At 65.5% G+C, this 26,198-nt stretch carries 26 protein-coding genes; 7 read left to right on the top strand and 19 right to left on the bottom strand.

What is annotated here, in order from left to right:
• Window positions 1-212 precede the first annotated feature (212 nt).
• From M1D78_RS19040 to M1D78_RS19030, 3 genes are read left to right on the top strand one after another with little or no spacing between them, the layout of a single operon-like run.
• Complete coding sequence (locus tag M1D78_RS19040; protein WP_437421516.1) at window positions 213-821, top strand: LemA family protein; 609 nt, start codon at window positions 213-215, stop codon at window positions 819-821.
• Complete coding sequence (locus tag M1D78_RS19035; RefSeq protein WP_437421515.1) at window positions 818-1,570, top strand: TPM domain-containing protein; 753 nt, start codon at window positions 818-820, stop codon at window positions 1,568-1,570. The genes M1D78_RS19040 and M1D78_RS19035 overlap by 4 nt, the downstream gene beginning before the upstream one ends.
• Before the next feature lie 43 nt (window positions 1,571-1,613).
• The gene (locus M1D78_RS19030; RefSeq protein WP_437421514.1) at window positions 1,614-2,231 is read left to right on the top strand and encodes a TPM domain-containing protein; all 618 of its coding nucleotides are present in this window, start codon (window positions 1,614-1,616) and stop codon (window positions 2,229-2,231) included.
• 106 nt (window positions 2,232-2,337) lie between these two features.
• Here M1D78_RS19030 and M1D78_RS19025 read toward each other — a convergent pair whose 3' ends face one another.
• On the bottom strand, window positions 2,338-4,305 hold the full coding sequence (locus tag M1D78_RS19025) for an AAA family ATPase (protein WP_437421513.1): 1,968 nt from the start codon (window positions 4,303-4,305) through the stop codon (window positions 2,338-2,340).
• Window positions 4,306-4,827: 522 nt separating this feature from the next.
• On the opposite strand from M1D78_RS19025, the gene M1D78_RS19020 reads away from it, so the two are divergent.
• Window positions 4,828-5,586 (top strand): substrate-binding periplasmic protein, encoded by a 759-nt coding sequence (locus M1D78_RS19020; protein ID WP_437421512.1) that lies wholly within the window; start codon window positions 4,828-4,830, stop codon window positions 5,584-5,586.
• A gap of 27 nt (window positions 5,587-5,613) precedes the next feature.
• On the opposite strand, the gene M1D78_RS19015 is transcribed toward M1D78_RS19020, so the two are convergent.
• The 15 genes from M1D78_RS19015 to M1D78_RS18945 form a co-directional block, all read right to left on the bottom strand.
• Window positions 5,614-6,831, bottom strand: a complete 1,218-nt coding sequence (locus M1D78_RS19015; protein WP_437421511.1) for a c-type cytochrome — start codon at window positions 6,829-6,831, stop codon at window positions 5,614-5,616.
• A gap of 9 nt (window positions 6,832-6,840) precedes the next feature.
• Window positions 6,841-9,039 carry a xanthine dehydrogenase family protein molybdopterin-binding subunit gene (locus M1D78_RS19010; RefSeq protein WP_437421510.1) on the bottom strand — a complete coding sequence of 733 codons (2,199 nt, stop codon included), beginning with the start codon at window positions 9,037-9,039 and terminating at the stop codon, window positions 6,841-6,843.
• An 11-nt stretch (window positions 9,040-9,050) separates the two neighbouring features.
• Complete coding sequence (locus M1D78_RS19005; RefSeq protein WP_423707008.1) at window positions 9,051-9,503, bottom strand: (2Fe-2S)-binding protein; 453 nt, start codon at window positions 9,501-9,503, stop codon at window positions 9,051-9,053.
• 176 nt (window positions 9,504-9,679) lie between these two features.
• Window positions 9,680-10,456: a ferredoxin--NADP reductase gene (locus tag M1D78_RS19000; protein ID WP_437421509.1), complete on the bottom strand. Its 777-nt coding sequence runs from the start codon at window positions 10,454-10,456 to the stop codon at window positions 9,680-9,682.
• Between the two features lie 31 nt (window positions 10,457-10,487).
• Window positions 10,488-11,486, bottom strand: a complete 999-nt coding sequence (locus tag M1D78_RS18995) for a YeiH family protein (RefSeq protein ID WP_437421508.1) — start codon at window positions 11,484-11,486, stop codon at window positions 10,488-10,490.
• Window positions 11,483-11,836 (bottom strand): DUF971 domain-containing protein, encoded by a 354-nt coding sequence (locus tag M1D78_RS18990; protein WP_437421507.1) that lies wholly within the window; start codon window positions 11,834-11,836, stop codon window positions 11,483-11,485. Before M1D78_RS18990 ends, M1D78_RS18995 begins: the two co-directional genes overlap by 4 nt.
• A 23-nt stretch (window positions 11,837-11,859) precedes the next feature.
• Complete coding sequence (locus tag M1D78_RS18985) at window positions 11,860-12,057, bottom strand: hypothetical protein (protein WP_423707005.1); 198 nt, start codon at window positions 12,055-12,057, stop codon at window positions 11,860-11,862.
• Window positions 12,058-12,060: 3 nt separating this feature from the next.
• Entirely contained in the window at window positions 12,061-12,384 is a 324-nt protein-coding gene (gene fdxA / locus M1D78_RS18980; protein ID WP_041014673.1) for a ferredoxin FdxA, read from the bottom strand.
• A 181-nt stretch (window positions 12,385-12,565) separates the two neighbouring features.
• The gene (locus M1D78_RS18975; protein ID WP_133456521.1) at window positions 12,566-13,525 is read right to left on the bottom strand and encodes a HEAT repeat domain-containing protein; all 960 of its coding nucleotides are present in this window, start codon (window positions 13,523-13,525) and stop codon (window positions 12,566-12,568) included.
• Window positions 13,526-13,535: 10 nt separating this feature from the next.
• Window positions 13,536-13,769, bottom strand: coding sequence for a 4Fe-4S dicluster domain-containing protein (locus tag M1D78_RS18970; RefSeq protein ID WP_014597289.1), 234 nt, complete (start codon window positions 13,767-13,769; stop codon window positions 13,536-13,538).
• 99 nt (window positions 13,770-13,868) lie between these two features.
• On the bottom strand, window positions 13,869-15,605 hold the full coding sequence (locus M1D78_RS18965) for a fumarate reductase/succinate dehydrogenase flavoprotein subunit (protein WP_133456522.1): 1,737 nt from the start codon (window positions 15,603-15,605) through the stop codon (window positions 13,869-13,871).
• A gap of 11 nt (window positions 15,606-15,616) precedes the next feature.
• Window positions 15,617-16,360 (bottom strand): GntR family transcriptional regulator, encoded by a 744-nt coding sequence (locus M1D78_RS18960; protein WP_437421506.1) that lies wholly within the window; start codon window positions 16,358-16,360, stop codon window positions 15,617-15,619.
• Window positions 16,361-16,431: 71 nt separating this feature from the next.
• Window positions 16,432-17,304, bottom strand: coding sequence for an ABC transporter ATP-binding protein (locus M1D78_RS18955; RefSeq protein WP_267934925.1), 873 nt, complete (start codon window positions 17,302-17,304; stop codon window positions 16,432-16,434).
• Window positions 17,301-18,206, bottom strand: coding sequence for an ABC transporter permease (locus M1D78_RS18950; protein WP_243364282.1), 906 nt, complete (start codon window positions 18,204-18,206; stop codon window positions 17,301-17,303). The genes M1D78_RS18955 and M1D78_RS18950 overlap by 4 nt, the downstream gene beginning before the upstream one ends.
• Window positions 18,207-18,258: 52 nt before the next feature.
• The gene (locus M1D78_RS18945) at window positions 18,259-19,629 is read right to left on the bottom strand and encodes an ABC transporter substrate-binding protein (RefSeq protein ID WP_437421505.1); all 1,371 of its coding nucleotides are present in this window, start codon (window positions 19,627-19,629) and stop codon (window positions 18,259-18,261) included.
• A gap of 418 nt (window positions 19,630-20,047) precedes the next feature.
• On the opposite strand from M1D78_RS18945, the gene M1D78_RS18940 reads away from it, so the two are divergent.
• Entirely contained in the window at window positions 20,048-20,245 is a 198-nt protein-coding gene (locus M1D78_RS18940; protein WP_437421504.1) for a hypothetical protein, read from the top strand.
• Between the two features lie 13 nt (window positions 20,246-20,258).
• Here M1D78_RS18940 and M1D78_RS18935 read toward each other — a convergent pair whose 3' ends face one another.
• Window positions 20,259-22,352 carry an HD domain-containing phosphohydrolase gene (locus M1D78_RS18935; RefSeq protein WP_437421503.1) on the bottom strand — a complete coding sequence of 698 codons (2,094 nt, stop codon included), beginning with the start codon at window positions 22,350-22,352 and terminating at the stop codon, window positions 20,259-20,261.
• Between the two features lie 117 nt (window positions 22,353-22,469).
• Here M1D78_RS18935 and M1D78_RS18930 point away from each other — a divergent pair, with 117 nt between their 5' ends.
• Window positions 22,470-22,958, top strand: a complete 489-nt coding sequence (locus M1D78_RS18930) for a FecR family protein (RefSeq protein ID WP_437421976.1) — start codon at window positions 22,470-22,472, stop codon at window positions 22,956-22,958.
• A gap of 5 nt (window positions 22,959-22,963) precedes the next feature.
• Entirely contained in the window at window positions 22,964-23,557 is a 594-nt protein-coding gene (locus M1D78_RS18925; RefSeq protein ID WP_437421502.1) for an OmpA family protein, read from the top strand.
• 6 nt (window positions 23,558-23,563) lie between these two features.
• On the opposite strand, the gene M1D78_RS18920 is transcribed toward M1D78_RS18925, so the two are convergent.
• Window positions 23,564-25,666, bottom strand: coding sequence for a CHASE2 domain-containing protein (locus M1D78_RS18920; RefSeq protein WP_437421501.1), 2,103 nt, complete (start codon window positions 25,664-25,666; stop codon window positions 23,564-23,566).
• Between the two features lie 50 nt (window positions 25,667-25,716).
• Window positions 25,717-26,097 (bottom strand): RidA family protein, encoded by a 381-nt coding sequence (locus M1D78_RS18915; protein ID WP_437421500.1) that lies wholly within the window; start codon window positions 26,095-26,097, stop codon window positions 25,717-25,719.
• Window positions 26,098-26,198: the final 101 nt, after the last annotated feature.

Here is a 26,198-nt window from a genome sequence, read left to right as displayed (position 1 = left end):
AGCAGCGCCTGTAGCAGGCTTGCTCCTAACAAAACAGCGCGCCGCGAAGTGAGTGCTGTAGGAGCCCGCTTGCTGACGATCAGCTACCCGGACCGTCATCAGCTGCCTCGCCCACTTACCGGAACGGGTCGGTCCTGTGCCCCACGCTGAACTCTCTTGCCGTTAGGTCATCCCTATATGTGGAATTCATCACACTTACGGATAAGCGAATCATGCAGACGCAGCGCTATCGACTCACCTGGCAGGTCGCCGGGGTTCTGTTCCTGTCCTGGCTGCTGGCCGGATGCGGGATCAACAACATTCCGCAGTATGACGAGCAGGTGAAATCGGCCTGGTCGCAGGTTGAAAACCAATACCAGCGGCGTGCGGACCTGATTCCCAATCTGGTCGAGACGGTCAAGGGCTTCGCTCGCCAGGAACAGGAAACCCTGACCGCCGTGACTGAGGCGCGCTCACGTGCTACGTCCATCCAGATGAGCGCCGACGATCTCGATGATCCAGAAAAACTGCGCCGCTTCCAGGAAGCGCAAAACCAGCTGACTGGCGCGCTGAGCCGCCTGATGGCGGTGTCCGAGCGCTACCCGGACTTGAAGTCGAACCAGAATTTCCTGGCATTGCAGTCGCAGCTCGAAGGCACCGAGAACCGGATTGCAGTGGCACGGCGGGATTTCATTCAGGCGGTCGAGCGTTACAACACCGAGATCCGCACATTCCCCGGTCGGATCTGGCACACCCTGATGTACAGCGATATGCCAGTGCGGGAGAACTTCGAAGCCACCGCTGAAAACGCCGATCAGGCTCCACGCGTGCAGTTTCAATGACCCGCACCGTCGCGCTGCTGCTGGCGCTGCTCCTGTGGGCAGGCGGCGTCGTCGCCCAGTCGTTCGAGGTCCCGCCGCTGACCGGGCGCGTGGTCGACCGTGCCGAGCTGCTCGATACCCAGTCCAAAGCGCGGCTGACGGGGATGCTCGCTGCACACGAACAGGCCAGCGGCGAGCAGGTGGTTGTCGTCACTTTGCCGAACCTGCAGGGCCAGAGTATCGAGGAGGTCGGGCTGGCGCTGGGGCGCGAGTGGGGCATTGGCCAGAAGGATGAGGACACTGGCGCGTTACTGATCGTCGCGCGCGATGACCGGCGGATTCGCATCGAGGTGGGCTACGGCCTGGAAGGCCGCCTGACCGATGCGCAGTCTTCGGTGATCATCAACCGGATCATTGCGCCGGCGTTTCAACAGGGCGACTTTACCCGCGGCATCGTCGAGGGCGCCGAAGCGATGATTCAGGTGCTTGGCGGCGATCCGCTGCGCACGGCTGCGACCCAGCCGGCCATGCCGATGCACGCACAGGAGCCGGGCGGCTTCGGCATCCTCGGCTTCTTCCTCATGCTGGTGGCGATTTTCGTCATCGGAGGCGGTCGAGGTGGGCGTGGCGGGCGCGGTGCGGGTCGCGCGGTCCTTCTGGGCGCGCTCCTCGGCGGGATGGGGCGCGGCGGAGGCGGCGGCTTTGGTGGGGGTGGTTTCGGTGGCGGGGGTGGCGGCTTTGGTGGCGGCGGCGCCTCAGGTGGCTGGTGAAGCCGAGCAGCACAGGACAACGAATTCTCAGACGGATGACTAGATGACCCTACTGACCGAACGCGAGCTCGAGCAGGTCGCCGAAGCGATCAACCGCGTCGAGCGGCACACCGACGCCGAACTGGTGACCGTGCTTGCTGCGCAGGCTGACGACTACCGCTACATTCCGCTGCTCTGGGCGAGCCTGCTGGCGCTGCTGTTACCGGGCGCGCTGGTGTTCTTCACGGGCTGGCTGAGCGCGTGGCAGATGCTGCTGGCGCAATGGGCAACCTTCATCGTGCTGGCCTTGGTCTTTCGCATCGATGCGGTGACCAGCCGACTCATTCCACGCTCCGTTCGCCACTGGCGCGCCTGCAACCTGGCGCGGCGTCAGTTCATCGAGCAGAACCTGCACCACACCGCCGCCGGGACAGGCATGCTGATCTTCGTGTCCGAAGCCGAGCGCTATGTGGAGATTCTTGTGGACCGCGGCATTTCCAGCCGCATCGATGACGCGGTCTGGCAGTCCGTCGTTGCTTCCTTCACCGAAGACGTGCGCAACGGCCAGGTGCTTGAAGGTTTTCTGACCTGCATCGAAACCTGCGGTGCGCTGCTCACGGAACACCTTCCAGCCACTCACGAACGCAACGAGTTGCCAAATCATCTGGTGGTAATCGAGTAAAGCGTAAAGCCGAACGTGGGAGGCCGGAGGCCAGACCGGCCTCCCTGTTTCGTCAGCTACGTGGCACCAGCCTCCCGTTCATCGCTTCTTGACCCGTCTCAGCGGGTCAGACCATCCCCGGCCCGTCATCCTCGGGCTGTTCGACTGGCGCCAGATCAAGGAACGGAGCGTTCTCCATAGCGCTGGCAGCAACGCGGTCGATGGTGCTCATGGCATGACCGATGATCGAGCTGACATTGGCGTCAAGGTGGTGATCAGGCAGCCGCTCGATGGCAGCCAATACTTCTTCGCCCGGCACGGTTTCTTCAGCCAGCAGCTTGTCGGCGATTTCGTCCAGTGCCGGCTTGAGCCGTTGCAGCAGCGCCATGCAGTCGCGGTCGAGCTGCTTGAGCAGGTCGTCGGCGGCGCGGATGGATTCGCCGGAATCGAACTCAATGTGAGCGTCGCGCACCGCCTGCAGGCTGAGCAGCGAACCGTTCGGGTCCATGCCCAGCGCGCCGACCATCGACAGTGCGATTTTCGAGGCTTCCTGCAGATCCTGGCCGGCACCGGAGGAGACTTCGTGGAAGTACAGCTGCTCGGCGCCACGGCCGGCCAGCAGCATCTGAATGCGGTTGCGAAGCTCGGATTCCATGTGCAAGCGCTTGTCCTCGACCGGGGTGACCAGGGTCACGCCCAGCGCTTGGCCTCGGGGCAGGATGGTGACCTTTTCCACGCGGCCGGTTTTCAGCGCGGCGGCGACCAACGCGTGGCCAGCCTCGTGCACGGCAATGCGCTTGCGGTCGGTCGGCGACATCGGCGTGACGCCGGACGGCTGCTCGCCGATCCGGCAGGTTTCCACGGCATCGACGAAATGCGCCATGGTCACCGCCTTCGCTTCGCTTCGCGCAGCCAGCAGCGCCGCATGGTTCACGATGTAGGCGATGGCGGCGGGCGTCAGGCCGACGGTATTGCGGGCCAGCTGCGGATAGTCCAACGCTTGTTCGGCGCGGATCTTAGCGGCGTAAAGGCGGAACAGCGCCTCACGGTCTGCGAGGCCCGGCAGGCCGACCGCAATGGAGCGGTCGAAGCGGCCCTCGCGCACCAGCGCCGGGTCCAGCGAGTTGGGGAAGTTGGTCGCCCCCAGTACCAGCACACCGCTCGCACCGTCGAAGCCGTCCATCTCGGCAAGAAACTGGTTGATGATGCGATTGCTTTCGGCGTCGCTGGATCGCTGCTGTTCGGCACGTTTGCCGATGCCATCGATCTCATCGATGAAGATGATGCAGGGGGCCTGGCGGCGCGCCGTACGGAACAGTGCCTTGACCTTCTGGATGCCGACGCCGAAATACATCGAGGAAAAATCGCTACCGGTCACCTGAATGAAGCTGGCGTTGGATTCGGTGGCCAGCGCCTTGGCCAGCTGCGTCTTGCCGGTGCCGGGTTCGCCGGTGAGCAGCACGCCTTTCGGCGGCCGTGCGCCCAGCGCGGTATAGGCGGCCGGATCGCGCAGATAGGCCGTGACGTCACTCAGCGCCTGCTTGGCTTCGCTCGCGCCAATCACATCGCTGAAGCTGATACCGCTGCCTTTTCGGTGCACCTGGAACGCCTGGCTCTTGATCGCCAGGTACGTCAGGGCGCCAACCAGCAGCAGAATGAATGGCGCATAGGGCAGCACCATTCGATACCAGGGCTTCTCGCCGTCAGTATCGAACAGGGTTAGCGGAAACAGCTCACCGTCACTGCTGGCGTACTGGTCCAGAAGCAGCTGGGCGACGCGTCCGGACTGATCCGGAACCCAATAACGCAGGCCGTCGTGCAGGCTGATATAGACCGCATCCTTGCCCAGCGCGGCGCTGGCGATGGTGGCGCCGCGCAGATCGCTCATCAGCACGGACAGATCCCGGCGATTGGCTTGCCAAGGGTCGGTGGACTCCTGCAGGGCGTCGAGCATGCTCGCCGCTGCACCGGTGGCCGGTGTCGAGGGTGCGCTCGGGCGTAACTGCCAATAGGCCACGCAGGCGGCCACCAGTAGCAACAGGAAAACGGAGAGTACAGGGCCGCGGCGACCTTGTAGCAGGCGTGGTGTTTTCATTTCACATCCAATCGGGAAGCCCGATGTCTCGACAAACAACCGCCCGGGAAGGCGGACCACAGTTGTTCGCGGGGAATTTCCCGCGGCGCCAATCAGATGGCGCAACACAGCTCGGACGTGTCGGATGCGATTTATATGCCGGACTGTGAATCGGGTCGGCGGACTCCGATAGCCGGCGAGAATACGGCAAGCACCTGCGCCGAAGTGGCGGAGCGACGAATGGCGCCCCGGTTTGCGACGAACGACCGCTGGGTCGCGGAACCCCTTCAGATCGCTGCAATCGTTGGAGACCTCGGGGCAGAGCGGGTCCGCTGGCGCAGCCTGGCAAAGCGGGCTGAGCGGCTTCGAATGACTGTCACTTAAGTGACCCGGCGCAGCGTTTGCGCTGCGCATGCCTGCTACCGTTCGTCCGCGCGGTCGGTCTGTCTGAATCGGCCCGCAGGCGTTAGCGACAGGTGCCGAGCCCGCCGCCCGACCGTGGCACGCCCATACAACAATAAATTCAACGACCGAGAGTCTGACATGCCAACCAAACACAACAGTGTTCGCGGCGCCGTTCTGGGCGCGCTGTTCACCCTCCTGCCGCTCGCCCAGGCTCATGCCACCGGCGAAAAGATCAACCTGCTCACCCAGAACTTCCCGCCGTTCAGCATGGCCGTCGATGGGAAGAACTTCGCCAAGGAGAGTGCGATCAACGGCATCGACGCCGAGGTCGTGGCTGAGTTATTCAAGCGAGCGGGCGTGCCCTACGAGATGACGCTGCGCTTCCCCTGGAGCCGCCTGCAAGACCTGGCGGAGAAGACGCACGGGTTTGGTGTGTTTTCCCTCAGCCGCACGCCGCAGCGTGAGCCCAAATACAAATGGGTTGGCCCGCTGAGCGAAATCCAGATCGTGTTGCTCAAAACCCCGGAAAGCCCCATCCAGCTCACCAGCCTGGAAGATGCCAAGCAGTACCGGATCGGATCGAAGGATGGCAGCGTCGGCAGCCAGTACCTGATCACGCGCGGTATCGAGGTACAGAACTCGTTGATCGACACGCCGGCCAAGCTCAAAAGCGGTCAGTTCGATCTCTGGGCGACCACCAACCCCTCCGGCGAATACGAAGCCAAGCAAGCCGGCGTCGGGCCTCTGGTCGTGGCCCTGACGTTGAATCGGGTCGACCTGTATCTCGCCCTGAACAAGGACACCCCCGACGACGTGGTCGAGAAGCTGCAGCGCACCCTGGACCAGATGAAGCAGGATGGCCTGCTGGAACAGGCTGCCCGCCGCTACGTTGATTGAGGTCGAAGGGCGGGCTTGCCGAGCCTCTCAGCGGCGCTCGGAGATCGTCTCGGCGCTCAACGTGCCGGGTTGCGCGCCAAAGTGGCCGAGCATGAAGTTGGCCAGCGCGGCCACTTCCCGGTCGTTGAAGTGCCGGTTGAAAGCCGGCATCAGGTGATGCCCGCTGGGGCCGTGCAGGGCATCGCCGTCGAGGATGACCCGAACCAGATTCAACCCCTGCGGGTCATTCAGCGTGCGCAGGCCGCGCAGCGAGGCGTAATCGCTCTGCCGGCCGCTGCCGTCCCACTTGTGACAACTGGCGCAGGCATCCGCGAACAGCTTCTGGCCCAGCGGATCGACCGCTTTGGCGGGCGGCTCGTTGGCGAGCGTCTTGGCCTCGGGCCGCTCGATCTCCGCGGGTTGGGCTGGCACTGATTTGAGGTAGACGACCATGGCCTGGATGTCCTCGGGCGTGAGGTGGCGCAGGCTGTGGTTGACCACCTCGGCCATCGGCCCGCCCGCAACGCCGTAGCCGGGTGCGACGCCGGTAGCCAGGTAGCGTGCCAGGGCGTCGTCCGGCCAGTCGCCGATCCCACCCTGTCTATCACCGGTGATGTTCCAGGCGGCCCAGCCCTGGATCGTCGAGCCGGCGAGCGCCTCGGAGCCCTTCTTCGCCTGCATGAAATTGCGCGGCGTGTGGCACTCGCCGCAATGCCCCGGCCCTTCGACCAGATAGGCGCCGCGGTTCCACTGTTCGGATTGTTCCGGGTCCGGTTCGAAACGCTCGTCGTCGAGAAAAAGCAGGTTCCACAACGCGATGCCCCAGCGCTGGTTGAAGGGAAAGCCGATGTCGTTTTCCTTGTTCGGCTGGTGCACCGGCTCGAGGCTGAACAGGTACGCCTTGATTGCGAGAATGTCTTCGCGCGGCATCAGTGTGTAAGAGGTGTAGGGGAAGGCCGGGTAGTAGTGACGGCCGTCCGGCCCGATACCTTGCTGCATGGCCTCGACGAACTCGTCGTCGGTCCAGTTGCCGATGCCGGTTTCCTTGTCTGGTGTGATGTTGGTCGAGTACAGGGTGCCGAACGGCATCTCCACAGGCAGGCCGCCGGCGTAAGGCTTTCCGCCTTCGGTGACGTGGCAGGCCAGGCAGTCCGCTGCGCGGGTCAGGTACTCGCCGCGCTCAAGGGTCGGGTCGGCCAAGGCGGTCGCCGCGCTCAGCACGAGCGCAGCGCCGAGCAGGCCGCGATAGGGCAGTCGAATCGTCATGCTCGTTCCTCAGATCACGTAATAGCCGGCGCGTGCCAGGGGCAGGCGGCGGATGCGGGTGCCATTGGCTGCGGCAAGTGCATTGACAAGCGCCGGGGCGATCATCGCTGTGCCGGCTTCGCCAACTCCGCCGGGCGCCTCGGTGCTCTGCACGATGTAGGTTTCCACCGGCGGCGCCTCGGTGATCCGCAATTGGCGGTAATCATGGAAGTTCGTTTGCTCGACGCGGCCACCGCTGACGGTGATTTCGTTGAACAGCGCGGCGGAGAGCCCGAACAGGGTGCCGCCCTCGATCTGCGACTTGACGGATACCGGGTTCATCACCTGCCCGCAATCGATCGCAACCACCAGGCGCTTGAGCTTGATGCCCTTGTCCTCAGTGACCTGCAGCTCAACCACAGTGGCAAGGAAGCTGCCGAATACCTCCTGTACTGCTACGCCGCGGCCATGCCCGCTTGCCAGCGGCTCGCTCCAACCGGACTTTTCGGCCGCCAGTTGCAGAACTGCCTGCGCGCGTGGATGGCTGCCGAGTAGCGCCATGCGGAAGTCCACCGGGTCGCGCTCGGCGTGGCGGGCGAGCTCGTCGACGAAGCTCTCGAGCATGTAGGTACTGCGCAGCGGGCCCACGCCGCGCCACCAGGACTGATGCAGCGCCCTGGGCGGCACCGGCACGTAGTTCACCCGAAGGTGCTGCAGCGCGTAGATGGGGTGCATGGCCACTTCCACCGCATCGCCATCCAGCCCGTTCTCAGGCACCGCCTCGGGTGCGAAGCGGGCCAGCACCGAGGCGCCGGCAATGGTGTGACGCCAGCCCAGCAGCTGGCCCTCGGCGTCGAATGCGGCGGCGAAGCGGTCGATGTAGTGCGGCCGGTACATGTCGTGGGTGGTGTCTTCCTCGCGTGTCCAGGTCAGCTTGATGGGGTAATCGACCTTTGCTGCGATGGCGACTGCCTGATGGATGAAATCGACTTCCAGTCTACGACCGAAAGCACCTCCGATGAGCTGGTTGTGAATGATCACCTGCTCGGCGGGCCGTTGCGCCGCCTCGGCGGCGGCCGTCTGCGCGCGCACCGGCACCTGGGTGCCGACCCAGACCTCCACGGCGTCGGGCCGCACTTGCGCTACACAGCTCATCGGCTCGAGCGCCGCATGGGCGAGGAAGGGCATCTGGTACTCGGCTTCAAACGTCTTGGCCGCGTCCTTGAGCGCACCGTCGATGTCGCCCTGTTCGTTGGCGATGGCACCAGGCTTGTCCAGCGCCTCCTTGATCTCGCGCTCCATCTGCGCTGAGTCGATGTTGGCGTTCTCGCCCAGCTCCCAGTCGATTTCCAGCGTGCGCACGCCGGCGATGGCGGCCCAGGTGTGCTCGCCGATCACCGCCACGGCGTTGCCTAGGGCGATCACCTCCAGTACCCCAGGGACTTTTCGAGCGGCAGCGTCATCGACGCTGCGCACCGTGCCGCCGATCACCGGGCAGGCGCGGATCGAGGCGTACTTCATGCCGGGCAGCACCAGGTCGATGGTGAAGCGTGCCGTACCGTCGACTTTCGCAGGCGTGTCAAGGCGCCGGGTGGGCTTGCCGATCAGCTTGAACTCGCTGGCCGGCTTGAGCGGAATGTTCTCCGGGACGGGTAATTTCGAGGCATCCTCGACCAGCTCGCCGTAGCCGAAGCTCTGGCCATTAGGGCCGAGCACACGGCCGTTCTCTGCTCGCAGGCCATCGGCGGCTAGCTGCCAACGCTGCGCCGCGGCCTGGATCAGCAACAACCGCGCGGCCGCACCGGCCTGGCGCAGCGGCTCCCAATTGCTGCGGATTGAAGTCGAGCCGCCGGTGGCCTGGAAATTCAGCAGCTTGTCGTTGTAGATGGCTTCGTTCGGCGGCGCTTCCTTGAGCGTGATCTGGTCGAGGCCGATCTCAAGCTCCTCGGCGACCATCACGGCCAGCCCGCTCTGCGCGCCCTGGCCCATTTCGATTTTCGGCACGGTGAAGGTGACCTGGCCGTCGCGGTCGATGCTGATGAAGGCATCCAGCGCCGTGGCGTTGGACATTGGCTGGTCTTCCGGGCCTTCGTTCAGGATCTGCTCGGCGAAGCTGCGCCCGGCGAACGGCAGGGTGAAACCGATCACCAGCCCGCCCAGGGCCAGGCTGCCGACTTTGAGCAAGGTGCGGCGCGAAGGGGATTGCAGGGTCGTTTCGGGTTGGCTCATCTCGCGCCTCCTCATGCCTGGGCGACGCGCTTGATGGCGCTGCGGATGCGGGTATAGGTGCAGCAGCGGCAGAGGTTGCCGGCCATGCCCTGGTCGATGGCGCGGTCGTCGGGCTGCGGATTTTGCTCCAGCAGGGCAACGGCGGACATGATCTGCCCGCACTGGCAATAGCCGCACTGCACCACCTCATCCTCCAGCCAGGCCTGTTGCACCTTCCGGCCGAGCTCCGTGTTGCCGATGCGTTCGATGGTGACCACCTTGCGGCCCTTCACCTCGCCGACCGGCAAGACGCAGGCGCGCGCCGCCTGGCCATCCAGGTGCACGGTGCAGGCGCCGCACTGGGCGATACCGCAGCCGTACTTGCTGCCGGTGAGCCCGAGCACGTCGCGCAGGACCCAGAGCAGAGGCATGTCTTCGGGCACGTCGACCTGAAGGTCGGCGCCGTTGATGGAAAGTGTCAGCATGGAACAGGGACCTCACGTCAGGCTCGGAAACGGCGCGCTTATGTTTGGTTGGATGCGCGCCTTAGAACGAGACAACGAAAGAGGCGAAAGTTGCCCGTCCGGCGCGAATCAAGCGCCGGACGGGCCAAGGCTGAGCCAGGAGCGAGTCCTTCCCTGTAGAGCCACGGTGTACGGCTCTACTTTTCCACGAACGCTCGCTCGATGACGTAATCACCCGGTACGCCCTGGCTGGGCGAGGCCTGGAAGCCCAGGGCATCGAGCTGGCCGGTAAGGGTGTCGAGCATCGCCGGGCTGCCACAGAGCATCACGCGGTCGGTCTCGGGGTTCAGCCGCGGCAGGCCGAGGTCGTCGGTGAGCTTGCCGGTCTCGATCAGTGTATTGATGCGCCCAGTGTGGCGGAACGCCTCGCGCGTCACCGTCGGGTAGTAGAGCAGCTTGGCCCGCACCGCTTCGCCAAGGAATTCGTGCGCCGGCAGTTCCTGGGTGAGGTAGTCGTGGTAGGCCAGCTCGCTGACCTCGCGCACCCCGTGCACGAGCACGACCTTGTCGAAACGCTCGTAGGCTTCCGGATCGCGGACGATGCTCATGAACGGCGCCAGCCCCGTGCCGGTGCCCAGCAGGTAGAGGTGCTTGCCGGGCCTGAGGTCATGCATCACCAGGGTGCCGACCGGCTTGCGGCTGACAATGAGCGAGTCGCCGACCTTCAGGTGCTGCAGGCGCGAGGTCAGCGGGCCGTCTGGCACTTTGATGCTGAGGAATTCCAGGTGCTCGTCGTGGTTGGCGCTGACGATGCTGTAGGCGCGCATCAGCGGCTTGCTGTCGACTTCCAGGCCGATCATCACGAAGTGGCCGTTCTCGAAGCGCAGCGCCGGGTCGCGGGTGGTGCGAAAGCTGAACAGGGTGTCGTTCCAGTGGTGCACGGATAGAACGCTTTCGGTGCCGAGTGCAGACATGGGGGCCTTCCTCTCTCGTGGATTGAGTCGATCAGAACAGGATCAGCAGCAGGCTCGTCGCCAGCAGCAGCGCGGCGCTGAGCAGGGCCAGGTGGGCAAAGGGCTGCCAGCCCTGGGCAAACAGGTCGCCGACACGGGTGCGCATGCCGAGCGCGGCCATGGTCAGCAGCAGGCAGGCCTGCGAGCCGGCGACCAGCGCCTCGCGCAGCCCGGCCGGCAGCCAGCCGAGGCTGTTCAGCGTGAACAGGCCGAGAAAGCCGAGCAGGAACAGCGGGAAGTCCGGGCTGCCCGGTTCCTGCCGACGCAGCAGCAGGCCGATCACCAGCACCAGCGGCGCGAGCAGGGCGACGCGCAACAGCTTGGTCAGGGTCGCGACGTCGCCAGCGGTCTCCGAGACGAGATACCCGGCACCGGCCGCTTGGGCGACGTCATGAATGCTGGCGCCGAGCAGCAGACCGCTGTCGAGCGCATCCAGCCCGAGCAGGCCGGTCAGCGGCGGGTAGAGCAGCATCGACAGCGTGCCGAGGGCCGTCACGCCGACCACCACAGCGAGCAGCCGGCGCTCTTCCAGGCGCCCAGCCGGGATCACCGCCGCCACGGCAATCGCTGCCGACACGCCGCAGATCGCCACTGCCGCGCCCGCCACCAGGCTGTGCAGGGTCGGCAGCCGCAGCAGCCGGCCGAGCAGCAGCGCCAGGCCGAGCACCAGCGGCACCGTGACGAGCACCAGCATCAAGGGCCGCGCACCGACCGCTTCCAGCTGCGCGACGCCAATGCGCGCGCCGAGCAGCGCCACACCGATGCGCAGCAGTTGCCGGCTGCACAACGCCACGCCCGGCTGCATGCGTGCCTCGCTGCCCTGGCTGGCGAAACCCAGGCCGAGCAGCAACACCATCAGCAGCGCGGGCGCGCCGTAGTGATCGGCGAGAAAGCTGCCGGCCAGTGCCAGCACCGCACACAGGGCCAGGCCCGGGTAGTGCTTGCGACACAGCGCGACGGGCGGGGCGAGCGCTTCGAGCCGGGCGTTCATGCCGGATTGCCCAGGTCGCGCAGGTAGGCCCAGGGGTACAGGCCGCGGAAATGACCGTCGCTGAAATACAACTGCAGACCGCTGATGCCGGACAGTTCCAGGCGGTTCACGCCGACCTCGGCGTCGATCAGCGTCAGCGCGCCGGTCTGCTGGAGGCGTTGGCAATTGGAGCAGGCGCAGGCCCGCCGCAGCGTCAGGCAGCTGATGCGGCTCTGCGCGCCATCCGGCCAGGTCAGTTCGAGCACGCGCTGCGCCTTGCGCAGGCGGATCTCTCGGGGTGGGTCGATCGGCCGTTGGGGCTGTGCGATGGGGAACGTGGCGTCGTGATTCGATGCGTTGAAGGCGTTCATGAAACCCTCCGGGCCTGCGGCCTCTAGCGAATGAACGGTGTGACGAGGCCGCGCGGCAGGGGCGCCGGGCCGCTGCTGACGAGCAGCGTGGGCGCTTCCGGGCTGCGCACGGAGCGTTCCGGCGTGTCCACCGGCCGGGCGCTGCCGAGCGTGGCGGCACTGACCGTGACCAGGGCCAGTACGCCGTGGCGCAACCCACTCGTCATGACAAGTTGGGGCATGCTTCAGCGCTCCAGAAAGGCCAGCTTGCCGCCCTGGTCCACCCAGGTTTCGGCCTCGGCCAGCGGCGAGGCGCTCTGGGTGATCACCGGCCAGACTTCGGCCAGCTCGGCGTTGAGTTCGAGAAAGTGCTGTTGGCCTTCGGGCAAGGCGTTGTCGGCGAAGATCGCATCGGCCGGGCATTCCGGCGCGCAGAGGCTGCAGTCGATGCAGGTCTCGGGGTTGATCACGAGAAAGTTCGGGCCTTCGTGGAAACAGTCGGCCGGGCAGACTTCCACGCAGTCGGTGTATTTGCAGCGGATGCAGTTCTCTGTAACGACGTAGGTCATTTCGTTCTCCTCGAAACCACTGCGCTTGCGGATGCTGCGTTGAAGGCGGCGCGCGGGATGCTCATTTACGGCCTGTAAACTCCGCTCCCGCGCGCGACCTTCGCCTTGGCTGGGCGCCCCCGCCCCGCTGCGCTCGTGACGTTTCGGCTTCAAGTTCTGTGCAACAAAAAGCGCATAAAAATCAGGCCGCGGCCTCGAGTTTCGACATGGCCCAGCGGGCGAGCTTGCGGACGTCCGGGTCGGGGTCGTCCATGGCCAGTTCGACGAAGGGGCGGCCATCGTTGTGTGCGATGGCGCCCAGCGCGCCGATGGCGGCCTTGCGCAGGTTGCTCATCGGGTCGCGGGCGCAGACGCCGAGCGCCGGGATCGCACCCACCGCACCGAGCTTGCCGAGCGCATCGACGGCCTTTTCCCGGACCTGCCAGAAACTGTCGTGCGTGGCCTCGACCAGGGGCTGCAGTGCGGCCTGGTAGTCGAGCTTGCCGATGCTCACCGCGGCCTCGACGCGCACCTGCCAGTGTTCGTCGCGCAGGATGCCGATCAGCGCCGGGCCGACCTGTTCGGGCGCGGCATAGACCAGCGCGCCGGTCGCGGCGCGGCGGACGTCGGCATCGTCGTCGTGCTGCGCCCGCTCTATCAGTGCCGGCAGATTCGCTGGCTGCTTGAGCCAGCCGATCACCGCCACCGCTTCGCGGCGCACGCCCGGGTCGGCGTGCTGCATCCGCGCCAGGGCCGGCGCCTGCGCCTGTGGATTGCGCAGCGGCTTGAGCGCACGGAGGATGCCGGCGACGACGAAGGGATCGTCGCTGCCGGCCAACGCTTCGAGCAGCGGCAACGCGACGGCGGGGTCCTTTAGGTCCGCCAGCGCGTGGGCGGCGGCGTTGCGCACCACCTCGTCGCTGTCCTGCAGGGCGGCGATCAGGGCGTCGGCGATGTCGGCGGCGTCGAACTCGTCGACCACCTTGGCCGCCTCCTGGCGCACCGACGGGTCCGGGTCGTTCAGCGCCAGGATCAGCAGCTCGGCGGCTTCCGGTTCGCCGCTGTCGACCAGCTCGAGCACGGCCACGCGGCGGATGCCGGGGTCGCTCGAGGTCAGGTTGGTGGCGATGTCCTGCAGCAGAGGGTCGTCGTAGGTTTTCATTGGTCGGCCCTCAGCGCAGCAGGTAGGGAATGTTCACTGTCACCGCATCGGTCGGGCAGTCCGCCTCGCAGGGCATGCAGTACCAGCATTCGTCGTACTTCATGTGCGCCTTGCCGGTGTCCGGGTTGATCCACAGGACGTCCAGCGGGCAGACGTCGATGCAGACACGGCAACCCTTTTCGGCGATGCATTTTTCTTCGTCCACGATGACCGGGACGGCGGAGCGGTGGGTGGCGACGGGCATGGTTGATCTCCTCGGTACGGTCGGCTCGCTGCCGGCCTGTAGGGGCGAATTCATTCGCCCATGGCATCAGGTGTTGGGCGAACGAGTTCGCCCCCACGGTCAGGCATTGGCGGCCTTCTTCACGCGCAGGCGGTTGTAGGCGTCCTTCTCTTCGCCGAGCGGCACGATGTAGTCGGCGATGGGTCGCTTGCCGTGGGCCATCTGGCCGTTAGCGTCCTTGAACAGGCGGGTGTGGCAGAACCACTCGGCGCTGTTCTGCTCGGGGTGGTCGACGCGGTAGTGGTACAGCCCCCAGCGCGACTCGGTGCGGTACAGCGAGGCGCGGGCGGCCATCTCGGCACAGTCAATGATCGACTGCACTTCCAGCGCACGGAGCAGTTCGTGCGGATCGGCGGCGGCCAGCCGCGGGACGTCCTCGCGCACGGCGAGGATGCGCTCCAGGCCGATCTCCATCTTCTTGGTCACTTTCGGCGGCTGCAGGTAGTCGTTCACCAGGCGGCGGACCTTGTATTCCATCTGCTCCGGTGGGATGCCTTCGGTGACTTTCAGCGGCGCCTGGATGCGGGCGAGTTCGGCAGCGATGAAGGCTTCGTCCAGCTGGGGTTCGGCGCGGTCCTTGACGAAGGCCGCTGCGCTCTCGCCGCAGATCTGCCCGTAAACGAAGGCGCCGAGCATGTAGTTGTGTGGCACCGAAGCCATGTCGCCAGCGCAGAACAGCCCGGGTACGGTGGTCGCGCCGGTCTCGTCGGTCCACACGCCCGAAGCCGAGTGGCCCGAGCAGAAACCGATCTCGGAAATGTGCATTTCCACCATGCGCTGGCGGTAGTCGATGTGCCGCCCTTCGTGAAAGCGCCCGCGTGAAGGCCGCTCGTTGGTGTGCAGGACGGTCTCGATCTCTTGAATCGTTTCCTCGGCCAGGTGGTCGAGCTTGAGGAACACCGGGCCGGTGCCGGATTCGAGCTCCTTGAAGAACTCCAGCATCATCTGCCCGGACCAGTAGTCGCACTCGATGAAGCGCTCGCCGTAGGCGTTGGCGGTGAAGCCGCCGAGCGGGCCGGTGACGTAGGCACAGGCCGGGCCGTTGTAGTCCTTGAGCAGCGGGTTGACCTGGAAACACTCGAGGTTGGCCAGGTCCGCACCGGCGTGGTAGGCCATGGCGTGGCCGTCACCGCAGTTGGCCGGGTTCTCGTAGGTGCCGAAGAGATAACCCGAGTTTGGCAGGCCGATGCGCCCGGCGGCACCGGTGGCCATGATCACCGCCTTGGCACGGATGATGATCGGCTCGGCGGTGCGGGTGTTCACCCCGATCATGCCGGCGATGTTGCCGTCCGGGTCCTTCAGCAGGCGGGTGGCGATGAAGCGGTTCTCGATATCCACGCGCACCCGGCGCAGGCGGCGGTAGAGGATCTTCTTGACGTTGTGGCCCTCCGGCATCGGCAGCACGTAGGTGCCGAGGTGGTGGACCTTCTTCATGTCGTAGTCGCCGGTCTCGTCCTTCTGGAAATGCACGCCCCAGGCGTCGAGCTGCTCGATCATCGAGAACGAGCGCGTGGCGTAGGCCATCAGCGCCGGCTGGTGAACGATGCCGTCGTTGGCGATGGTGATTTCCTTGACGTACTGCTCGGGCGTGGCGTGGCCGGGCACGACCGCGTTGTTCAGTCCGTCCATGCCCATGGAGATCGCCCCGGAGCGCTTGACGTTGGCCTTCTCCAGCAGCAGCACCTTGAGCGTCGGGTCCTGCTCCTTGACTGTGACGGCGGCCATCGGGCCGGCGGTGCCACCGCCGATCACCAGCACGTCGGTTTCGATGACGGGAATGTCGTGAATCGTGGTCATGGTGGTCTCCTCTATTTCCGGTCGACCCGGAACTGGTACTTGAAGGCGTCGCCGCGGTAGCACAGGTATTCGAAATCGATCGGCCGACCGCTGCGGTCATGGGTCAGCCGCTCGACGCGCAGGATGGGTTCACCGGCCTTCAGGCCGAGGTAGGGCTGGTGCTCGTCGTCGGCCAGGGTGGCGTCGAGGCCGATCGCGGCATGGCCGAGGCCGATGCCGAAGCGGTTCTCCAGCAGAGGGAAGATGTCGCCGGACAGGTCCAGGCCGAACAGGCGCTGGCCGATGTCCAGGGGGAAGTAGCTGTGCTCCAGGCACACCGGGGCGCGGTTGAGAAAGCGCACGCGCTTGACCTCGACCACATCCGCGCCGGGCGCGAGGTTCAGCGCGGCGGCCGCCGGTTTGGGTGGCTTGCGTTCCTGAATCGACAGCAGCCGCGCGGTCGCTTCGTAGCCCTGGGCGGCCATGGCCTCGCCGAAGCCCTGCAGACGCTGCACGTTCTGCACCGCCTTGGGCTTGCTGACGTAGGTGCCCTTGCCCTGGGCGCTGAACACCAACCCTTCGTTGTGCAGGTCGCGCAGCGCCTGGCGGATGGTGATGCGGCTGACGCCGAAGGCGGTCATCAGCTCGTTTTCCGAGGGCAGCCGTTCATGCACGGCATAGTTGCCTTCGAGGATCTTGCGTCTGAGGGTGTCGCGGATCTGCACGTACAGCGGCAGTGGCGACTGACCCGGGGCGAGCGGTTCGAGGCGGCTCATGGGCGTGGCTCCAGCCTGTCATGACAGGTCATGTCGAGCGTGGGCGCAGGTAAAGGACGGATATGCATGGCTCAGCCTCCGTTCTGCTGCTGGAAGGCGCGCAGGGTTTCCTGGCGGATCAGGTCCAGGCACTGGCGCTTGTAGTCGATGAAGGCAGGGTCGGTGAGCAGGCTCTGCTCGCGCGGTCGCGGCAGCTCGACGCGGATGTCGGCGATGATCCGTCCGGGGCTGGCGCTCATCACCACGATGCGGTCGGAGAGGAACACCGCCTCGTCGATGTCGTGGGTGACGAACACCACGGTGTTCTTGAACTCACGCCAGATCTCCAGCAGGTTCTCCTGCATCATGATCCGGGTCTGTGCGTCCAGTGCGCCGAACGGCTCGTCCATCAGCAGCACGCTGGGGTAGTTGGCGAGCGCTCGGGCGATGCCGACGCGCTGCTGCATGCCGCCGGACAGCGTGCCGGGGTAGGCGTCCTCGAAGGCGGCGAGCCCCACCAGCGAAAGGAAGGTGCGCGCCACCCCGGTGGCCTCGTTACGCGAGGCACCGGCCATCAGCGGGCCGAAGGCGACGTTTTCGCGCACCGTCTTCCAGGGGAACAGCGAGTGCTGCTGGAACACCATGCCGCGGTCCGGGCCAGGTCCGGCGATGGGCTGACCGTCGACGGTCAGCTCGCCGCGGGTGGGTTTGACGAAGCCGGCGATGGCGTTCATCAGGGTCGACTTGCCGCAACCCGAGGGGCCGAGCAGGCAGACGAACTCGCCGGGGCGAATCTCCAGGCTGGCCTGTTGCACCGCGGCGCGCTTGCCGCCGGCGTGGTCGAATTCGATGGACAGCGCACGCACGCTGACATGGCCGCGCCCGTCGCCCTTGGCCGCGGCCTTGGCGCGCAGTCGGCTGTGATCGAGCACGGCGAGGCGGTTGTCGGAGACGATCGCATTCATGACCGGCCCCCCTGCTGCTGCCAGCGCAGCAGAGGCACGCAGGCCTTGCGCACGAGCAGCGTGCAGAGCGTGCCGAGCCCGCCGATGGTGAGCATGCCGATGATGATTTCCGGGTACTTGACCAGGGTGTAGCTGGTCCAGGTGAAGTAGCCGATGCCGTATTGGCCGCTGATGATTTCGCCGGCCAGCAGCGAGAACCAGGCTACGCCCATGCCGATCGCCAGGCCGGCGACGATGCTTGGCATCGCACCGGGAATCACCACGTGCCAGAGGATCGCCCGGTCGCTGGCGCCCAGGCTGCGCGCGGCACGCACCAGCACGTCCGGCGTCTGCTCCACGCCGTGCACGGTGTTCAGCACGATGGGGAAGAAGGCGCCGAGAAAGGTGATGAAGACGATGCTCGACTGCTCGGTCGGTAGCATCAGGATCGCCAACGGAATCCAGGCCACCGCCGGAATCGGCCGGAACAGCTCGATGTAGGGCAGCAGGATGTCCTCGGCCCAGCGCGAACGGCCGATGAGCACGCCGCAAAGGACGCCGAGCACCACGGCGTAGGCATAGGCCAGCGCGATGCGTTCCAGGCTGTGGACGATATGCAGGTAGAACTCGCTGCTGCCCAGCTGCTGGATCAGCGTCTGGCCCACCAGCAGCGGTGCCGGCACGTTCTCGAAATTGATGAACAGGTTGAAGCCCGTCGCGGTCGCCAGGTGCCAGATCAGCAAGGCTGCGAGCAGCGCCAACACGCGCACCAGGTAACGCCCGGCCATCGGCGGCAGGCGACGCGGCGCGGAAGGGGTGGCAACCGGCGCTGGCTGCGGAGCCGGCGCAGCGGTCAGCAGCGGCCGGTCGGCTTCTGGCGTTGCCGGATCGCTATCGAACAGGGGGGTCGGTTTGACGCTCATGCGGTCACTCCTCGGCTTGAGGCGGGGCCCGTGGCACGGGCCGCGCAGGGGCTCAGTCCAGCATCGCCACGGGTGCATCGGTCAGCAGGGCGCTGCCGCCGTGCTGGGCGATGTGCTGCTCCGAGTCGCTTTTCTTCATGAAGGCCAGCACCTCGCCGCTGGCGTCCTTGACCAGGTAGGCGGCCTTGCCGAACAGCTTCAGGCCGGTGAGGTTGTCGTAGACGTAGGTGGCGTTGATGGCTTTGCCGGACGCCTTGGCGTCGGCTTCGGCGTCGAGCATGGTGGCGGTGCTGTCATAGGCGACGATGCCCTGATCGGCGAACCAGATTTCCGCCGGTTTGCGCCCGGCGGCGCGGGGCGTCGGACTGACCACGCTGGCGACCGCGGCGGCGTAGTCCAGGCCCATGTCGGCGTAGGCCTTCTTCAGGTAGCTGTCGTCGATCCAGCTGGCGAAATCCAGATCGGGGATCTGCATTTCCTGCTGCAGCAGGGCGTGGTCGTATTTCATCGCCTCGACCCACTGCGGCTTGATGCTGGCCTCCATGGTCGAAATGCCGCCCTGGCTGAAGTAGAGGTAGAGCACCTCCTGCTCCACGCCGGTCCATTCGGCGACCTTTTCCGCAGCGCGCCGTGGGTCTTCGCTGATCCATTGCTGCGCGGCCAGGGTGGCCTTGAGCACGCCCTCGACCACCTCGGGGTACTGCCTGGCGAAGTCGTCGCGCACCACGATGCCGTGGAAGGTGGGGATGCCGGCCTCGCTGCCGTCGTAGATCTTCCGCGCGGTGCCGCGGAATTCCATGATCTCGGACCAGGGGCAGAAGTCGGCATGCGCGTCGATCTTGCCGGCGGCAATGTTCGCCGCGCCCACCGGGGGGCTCTGGTTGACTAGCGTCACCTTGTCGGACAGGCCGGCGTCGCGCAGCACCTTCAGCGTCATGCCCCAGGCCGCACTGCCGACCGGCGTGGACAGGCTCTTGCCGGCGAGGTCGGCAAGCGACTGCACAGGTGAGTCCTTGGGCACCACGATGCCGTTGCCGGTGCCCTTGAGGTTGTAGCCGGTCACCGCGATGAAGCGCGTCTGCTGTTTGCCGGTGGCCTGGAACTTGGCGCCATTGACGATCAGCGGGTAGTCGCCCATGACACCGAAGTCGAGCTTGCCGGCGAGCATCTGGTTGGTGATCGGCGGGCCGGAATCGTAGTCGCGAAACTCGATCTGGTAGTCGGCGTCCGCGTACTTGCCCGTGTGCGGCAGGTGCTTGTTCAGTAGGTCGAGTTTCTTCAGCACGATGCCGCCGGAAACGGTGTTGGTGACCATGCTCTGATGGCCGATACCGATGCGGATGGTTTCCGCTGCCAGCGGGCCGCTGAACAGCAGGACGGATCCGAGTAACGAGGTCGCAAGCAGGCTATTCCGGTTGTCCATTTGTCTTCACCTTGGCGGTTGAGCAACTTGTACTAACAGGGCATGACGCCTGCTTTTGAAGGTGCACCGGCTGTGCCAGAACGCCGCGGATCGGAACTATGTCCCTGTTTTGGGAATGGATTTCGGCCTGCGGTTGACTACTCGATCAGGCGGCTGCCCAGCGCTTCGGCGCCCGCCGATGGTGCGCACCGGGTCACGCCGTCCCAACGCGGCGCAGCCGGCGATGCCGCGGTTAGAACAAGTGGAACAAGTCGAGAGAGGTCGCCGCTGGGGGCGGATGAAGGGGTTTGTCGAGGGCGCTGACGAGGCTTTGCGAGGCGTTCCGATAAGCGGCCTGCTAGGCGTCGGCTGCTTCGCGCAATTGGTGCGGTTCCGTAGTAAATAGGCTGGCTTTTAAACCCCAGAGCAGTACCCGCCCATGTCCACCCTCACCGAACTCGCGCAGCAGATCGCTGCGCTCTATCCGCTGCATGACAAAACTGTCGGTAAGCGCTATCGCATCGTCAGCCAGTTGGCCGGTACCACCGAGCTGGAAGAGATCAGCGGCGTGCCGCGCTACGTCGATACTTGCCAGCTGGCCGATACGTCGCTGTGGGAGAACCGCGTCGCCAGTTGAGCGAGGCAGCGATTCACGCTAATGGTGCGGCCGGGCGTTCCAGCAGCGCGTCGACATCGACGTGATCCATCTGCTCGGGTTTGAGGTGCCGGGCGCCGTAGGTCAGGTGCAGGCCGGAGGTGAGAAAAAGGGCGAACAGGTCGGCGTCGATGTGCCCGCTATCGCGCAGGCCAGCGAGGATGCGAAGTGACTCGCTCAGCGGCTTGGCCTTCTTGTAGGGGCGATCACAGGCCGTCAGCGCCTCGAAGATGTCGGCGATGGCCATGATCCTGGCCGGAATCGATAGTTGCTCCGGCCCTAGCTGACGCGGGTATCCGGTGCCGAGCAACGTTTCATGATGAGTGCCGGCGTATTCAGGCACGCGCTGCAGGTTACGAGGGAATGGCAGGTTTTCCAGCATCACGATGGTCTGCACGATGTGTTCGTTGACGGTGAATCGCTCTTCGGCCGTCAGCGTGCCGCGGGTGACGCTCAGGTTGTAGAGCTCGCCGAGGTTGGCCTGGTAGTCCGGCACCGTCATCTTGAACCCGTAGCGCGGGTCCAGCGCCTTGGTCGGCAGGCGCGGGATGCGATGCTCGGGTCTGTCGGCCAGCAACGCCTCGGTCGCCGGTAGCGGCTGCACCGGGAAGGCCTCTAGCCGCGCGGACTCCTCATGGGAGAGGCCGGCGCGATCGTCGAAGTGGCGGGTCCATGTCCGTTCGGCGATCCGATTCAGCCGCTCTATCCGCTCGGGCGCCATCCGCTCGCCGCCAATGTTGCATTCGGCGACGAAAGCAAACTCCTCGTGCAGGCGGGCCACTGTCTCGGCATGGCGCGCCGCTACCCGATCCTCCTGCTCGCCCGCGGCCAGTGCCTGGAGCCGCTCGATCATGGCGTCACGCAGTAGTACCTCGAAGCGCATGCGAATTTCATGGATGCGGTTGTAGAGCGTTTCCAGCTTGGTGGACTTGTCGACGAGCTGCTCGGGCGTGGTGATCTTGCCGCAGTCATGCAGCCAGGCGCCGATGCGAAACTCTCGCCATTGTTCCTCGGTGTCGAAGCGGAACTCGGCCAGGGGGCCTTGCTGCGCGGCGCAGGCCTGTTCTGCAAGGAGCAGGGCCAGCTCCGGCACGCGCGCGCAGTGCCCGCCGGTATGGGCGCTCTTGGCGTCGATGGCACCGGCAAGAATCTCGATCATGGCGTCGATCAGGGCCGTCTGCGAATCGATCAGGTTCTTGTTTTCCAGCGCGACGGCCGATTGCGACGCCAGCGCCTCGACGTACCTTAGGTTGTGGCTGGAAAACTCGGTAGGCAGCCCGGTGCCGGGGTCCGTGGCGTTCAAGAATTGCAGTACGCCCAGCACGTCTCCGCTCTGTCCAACCAGCGGCACGCAAAGCATCGAGACCGTGCGATAGCCGGATTCCAGATCGAAATGGCGGGTGCCCGAAAGGTCGAAGCGCTGCTCACGGTAGACGTCATCGATGACCACCGTTTCTTTGCGCAGGGCCACGTAGGTCGATACGTGATGCTCGTTGGGGGCGCCGGTGTCGGGGTCGTGCAGGGGCAGCTCGATGATTGGCAGCGGGTCGGCCTTCGAGCGTAGGGCGAAGCGCAGGCTGTCGTGATCGGTCATCAGATAGAGCGTGGCGGCGTCGGCATGACAGATGCGCTTGCCCTGCAGCAGGATGTGCTCGAGCAAGCGATGCCGGTCGCGTTCGGATGAGAGCAGCATGCCGTTTTCTACCAGCCCGGCGAGTTTCTCCTGCGCATGTTCCAAGGCGCGGTGCTGGGTTTCCAGCGAGCGCCGCATGGCATCGTGCTGACGATGCAGCGCATCCAGTTCGCGGATGGGCGAGTCGGGGCGCTCGCGGCGGCTGAAATCCAGCTCGCGGATGCGCCTGGCATCGTCGGCGAGCGCGTCCAGGGAGCGCCGCAGGCTGGTAAGGCAGGCGCACAGCAGCGGCAGGCCGATGAACATGATCAGCAATTCGGTGAGCAGCAAGCGGCGCAGGTCGAACCATTCGAAGCCAACTAGCATCAGAGCCGGTACGGTTGGCATCAGCACGAACAGCATGACGAGCGCTGCGGTGCAGGTTTCGTAGCTGAGCTTGTATTTGCTGGAGGTCATACTGCATCCTGCGGCGGTTACTTGACGGACGTGCCAGAAAACGATGACGGCCCTACTACGCAGCGGCAGTTGCGCCAGATCGCAGGCCTTTGGCCAGCTATGGAGAGTACATTGATCATGGTCCCGAAGATGGATGCAATGCCGAAATTTGCCCGAACAGCAGTGCTCCTTGGCCTGTTGACGGCCCCAGGCTGGGTGGCTGCGCAAGAGCCGGTCAGCGAGCCGGTCAGCGAGCCGGTCGGTTACATCATGAAGGTTCAGGGCGAGGCCACGGTTACGAGCCGAGGTCAGACCATCGAAGCCCGAGTCGGCCAGGCGGTCATTGCCGGCGCGACCCTGCGCACCGGCGCCAGCGGCGCCATGGGCGTGACCTTGAGCGACAACACGGTGATGTCCTTCGGGCCGAACAGTGAATTCATCCTCGACGACTACGCCTTCGATCCGGCTCGCGAAGAGTTGCGGCTCAGCGCACGGATTACCCAGGGCACGCTCAACTTCATCTCCGGCGTGATTGCCAAGCTCAAACCCGAAGCGGTCGAGCTGAAGACTCCGACGGGCACCATCGGGGTGCGAGGCACCCATTTCCTGGTGAAGGTCAGCGAGTGAGGCGAATGCTGCGAAGGTTGTTGCTGTCATGTAGCGTCGCCCTGGGGCTGACCGGGTGTGCCACGGGCGATTACGTAGTGTTGTTGGAAAGCCCGGATGGCACGACCGGCGCGGTGGTGGTCGAGGATGCGCGCGGCCAGACGCGGCTCGACCGCAAGCAGCAGGGCATGCGGATCGGCGCACGAGGGTTGGGCGCCGGGCCGTTCGAGGTTGGCGATCTGCGCATCGCTCGCGATTTCTCTGCTGCGCTGGATGCCCAGCCAGCGCTTCCGCAACGCTTTCAGCTGTATTTCGAGATAGGCAGTGCCGAACTGACCGCCTCGTCCCGGCGCGAGATCGAACATATCGTCGGGGTGATCCGTCAGCGCGGCCCTTCGGCGGTTTCGGTGATTGGACATACCGACACGCTCAGCGGCCCGCAGTGGAACGAGCAGCTCGGTCTGATCCGCGCTACGGCGGTAGCCGAGATGCTGCGCAATCGGAATATCGAGGTTATCGATCTGCGCGTCTCGTCGCATGGTGAGCGCAACCTGCTGATCGCGACACCGGATGGTGTCTCGGAGCCTCGCAATCGGCGGGTCGAGATCAGCGTGCGCTAAGCGCGGCTACTTAGCCGTCATCACGATGCGCTCGCTGTGCACACCCGCGCGCAGGCGCTCCAGCTGGAATTTCACAAGACCGTCGCCCGGCCGTTGCGCGTGCAGCTGTTCGAAGGCCGCCTGTGCAGCGTTGCCGTCCGTTGCGATGAGGGCGAACGCAGCGTCGTAGGCAGCGTCATGGGTCAGTTCGCAGGGTTCGTACAGGCGAACGGGCTCCGCCTTGCCCTTGAGTTGCACGTCGCCGATCGGCCGCATCGGCACGGACGGATTGGCGTCGCGGATCGTCTGGGACGCGCACAGGTCGGTGCCCAGATGTCGGTTGAGGTTTTCCAGGCGTGCGGCGATGTTGACGGCATCGCCCAGCGCCCGGTAATCGAACAGCGTCGACCCACCGAAATTGCCCACCACCACGTCGCCGCTGTGCACGCCGATCCTCGTGCAGCCGAGGGCGACGCCGGCCGCCTGCTGAGCTGCGGCGTGCTCGCGGGTGAAGCGGCGGATGTCCAGCGCGCAGGCGAGGGCGCGGCGTTGATGGTCGGGTTGGGCCAGGGGCGCGGAAAACAGGATCGCCATGCCGTCGCCCATGATGCGTTCGAGCGTGCCCTCATGCCGGAAAGCGATCTGGATGATGCCGTCGAGGTAATCGTTGAGCAGGCTGACCACGCGCTCGGGCGGCTGCCCGTCCATCAGGCGGGTGGAGTCGGTCAAATCGGTGAAGACGAAGCTGCACTGCCGGCGCTCCCCGCTCAGGCGCAACTGCTCGGGATGTTGCACCAGGTATTCGACAAGATTGGGTGAGATGTAGCGGGAAAATGCACCGCGGACCCAGCGCTGTTGCCGCTCGCTGGCAAGGTGGCGAGCGATGCTGGCACCGAGATAGGCCAGCAGCAGGCCTATCGATGGGTTGAGTGCATCGAACAGCAACCCGTGCCGCGAATAGGCCCACCAGGCGCCAAGATTCAGTATGAGCAGCATGGCCGTCGCGGCCAGCGCACTGCTCAATGCGCCGGTGCCGAGGGTGAGTCCGCACAGCAGTAGCGCGGCCAGCAACAAGGTCATCGCTTCGATCGGCGCCGCCCAATGCGGCCGCTGCAACGCGCGACCGAACAGCGCCTGCTCGATCGCCTGCGCATGGATTTCGACGCCGGGAACCATGCCGCCGAGCGGGCTGAAACGCAAATCCTGCAGACCCTGCGCTGAGCTCCCGACAAGCACGATGGCGCCGTCTAGTTTCGAGGTGGAGGCCTGCTCGAATAGCTGCCAGGCGGGCGTTCGATGGGCTCGCATGTCTTCGCGGTAGTGAATCCAGAGTTCACCCCGTCGGTTCGTGGGGAGCTGGAGGTGGCCAATGTCCAACCGGGCGACATTGCCGCGCGCGTCAGCTTCGATGCGGTACAGGCGCTGGCCCAGGTAGACGCGTATCGACTCGGCGACCAAGGAGGGCCAAAGATGCTCGCCAACACGAATCATCAGCGGGACGCGCCGCACCACACCGTCGTGGTCCGACTCGAAGGTCATGGCGCCACTGCCCGCAGCGGCAGCCCCCAAGCTCGGCAAGGGGCTGACGGTTCCGGCATAAGCCGGCACCCGGGGCGTTCCGGCTTCGGCTGAGCGCTGCACCCCGAAGCGGCTCTGCGGCGCCGCCCCCGAAGGCGTGCGGGTCGCGGCGAAGCCCAGTACGGTCGGCTGTCCTGCCAGTGAGGAGGCGAAGCGCTGATCGGGATCGGGAAGCTGTTCGAGCTGTGCCGCCAGCGCTGCGGGAAGGCTATCTCGCAGGCGCGCCGCCGCGCCACGGTCCGCCTCAGCAAAGAGGACGTCGAATACCACCACCGCGGCGCCAGCCTGCTGAAGGCGCTCCACCAGTTCCGCCATGCGTTCTCGTGGCCAGGGCCATTGGCCGATACGGGCCAGGCTGGCTTCGTCGATGTCCAGCACTTGCACGCTGGATTGAGTCGGCGCCGTGCGCGGCTGCCAGCGCTGATACTGATCGAACAGCGCGTTGCGCAAGGTTTGAAGCAGGGCGGGTTCAGCCAGATAGAGCGCGCAAGCCGCCAGCAGCCCAGCGCAGGCGAGCCCCAGGCGTGGCCAAAGACGGCTGGGCGGCGTCATCCGTCGCGCTCCCTGCTGCCGGATCGAGTATCAGGCCGGATCGCAGGCGCTTACTCGAGTACCAGGATGGCGTCCATCTCGACCTGCGCACCCTTGGGCAACGCGGCGATGCCGATGGCGGCACGGGCAGGGTAGGGTTGCTGGAAGTAACGGCTCATTACTTCGTTGACCGTGGCGAAGTTGCCGAGGTCGGTGAGGAAGATGTTCAGCTTGACGATGTCCTTCAGCGAACCACCCGCGGCCTCGGCAACCGCCTGGAGATTCTCGAAGACTTGCACCGTCTGCGCCTCGAAGCCTTCGACCAGCTCCATGGTCTTCGGATCCAGAGGGATCTGGCCCGACAGGTAGACGGTGTCACCCGCCTTGATGGCCTGAGAGTAGGTGCCGATGGCGGCGGGGGCTTTGTCGGTGGAAATGACAGTCTTACTCACGGGTAGCTCCTGCGTGAAGTGAACGGATGGGCAAGGATAGTGGGAAAAGCCGACAAAAGCGTAGTGGGTGAATCAGCGCGCACCGTGACTGGCCTTCGCGA

This window comes from Pseudomonas sp. SA195 (assembly GCF_054131565.1).
This window is presented reverse-complemented; position numbering and strand designations above follow the sequence as displayed.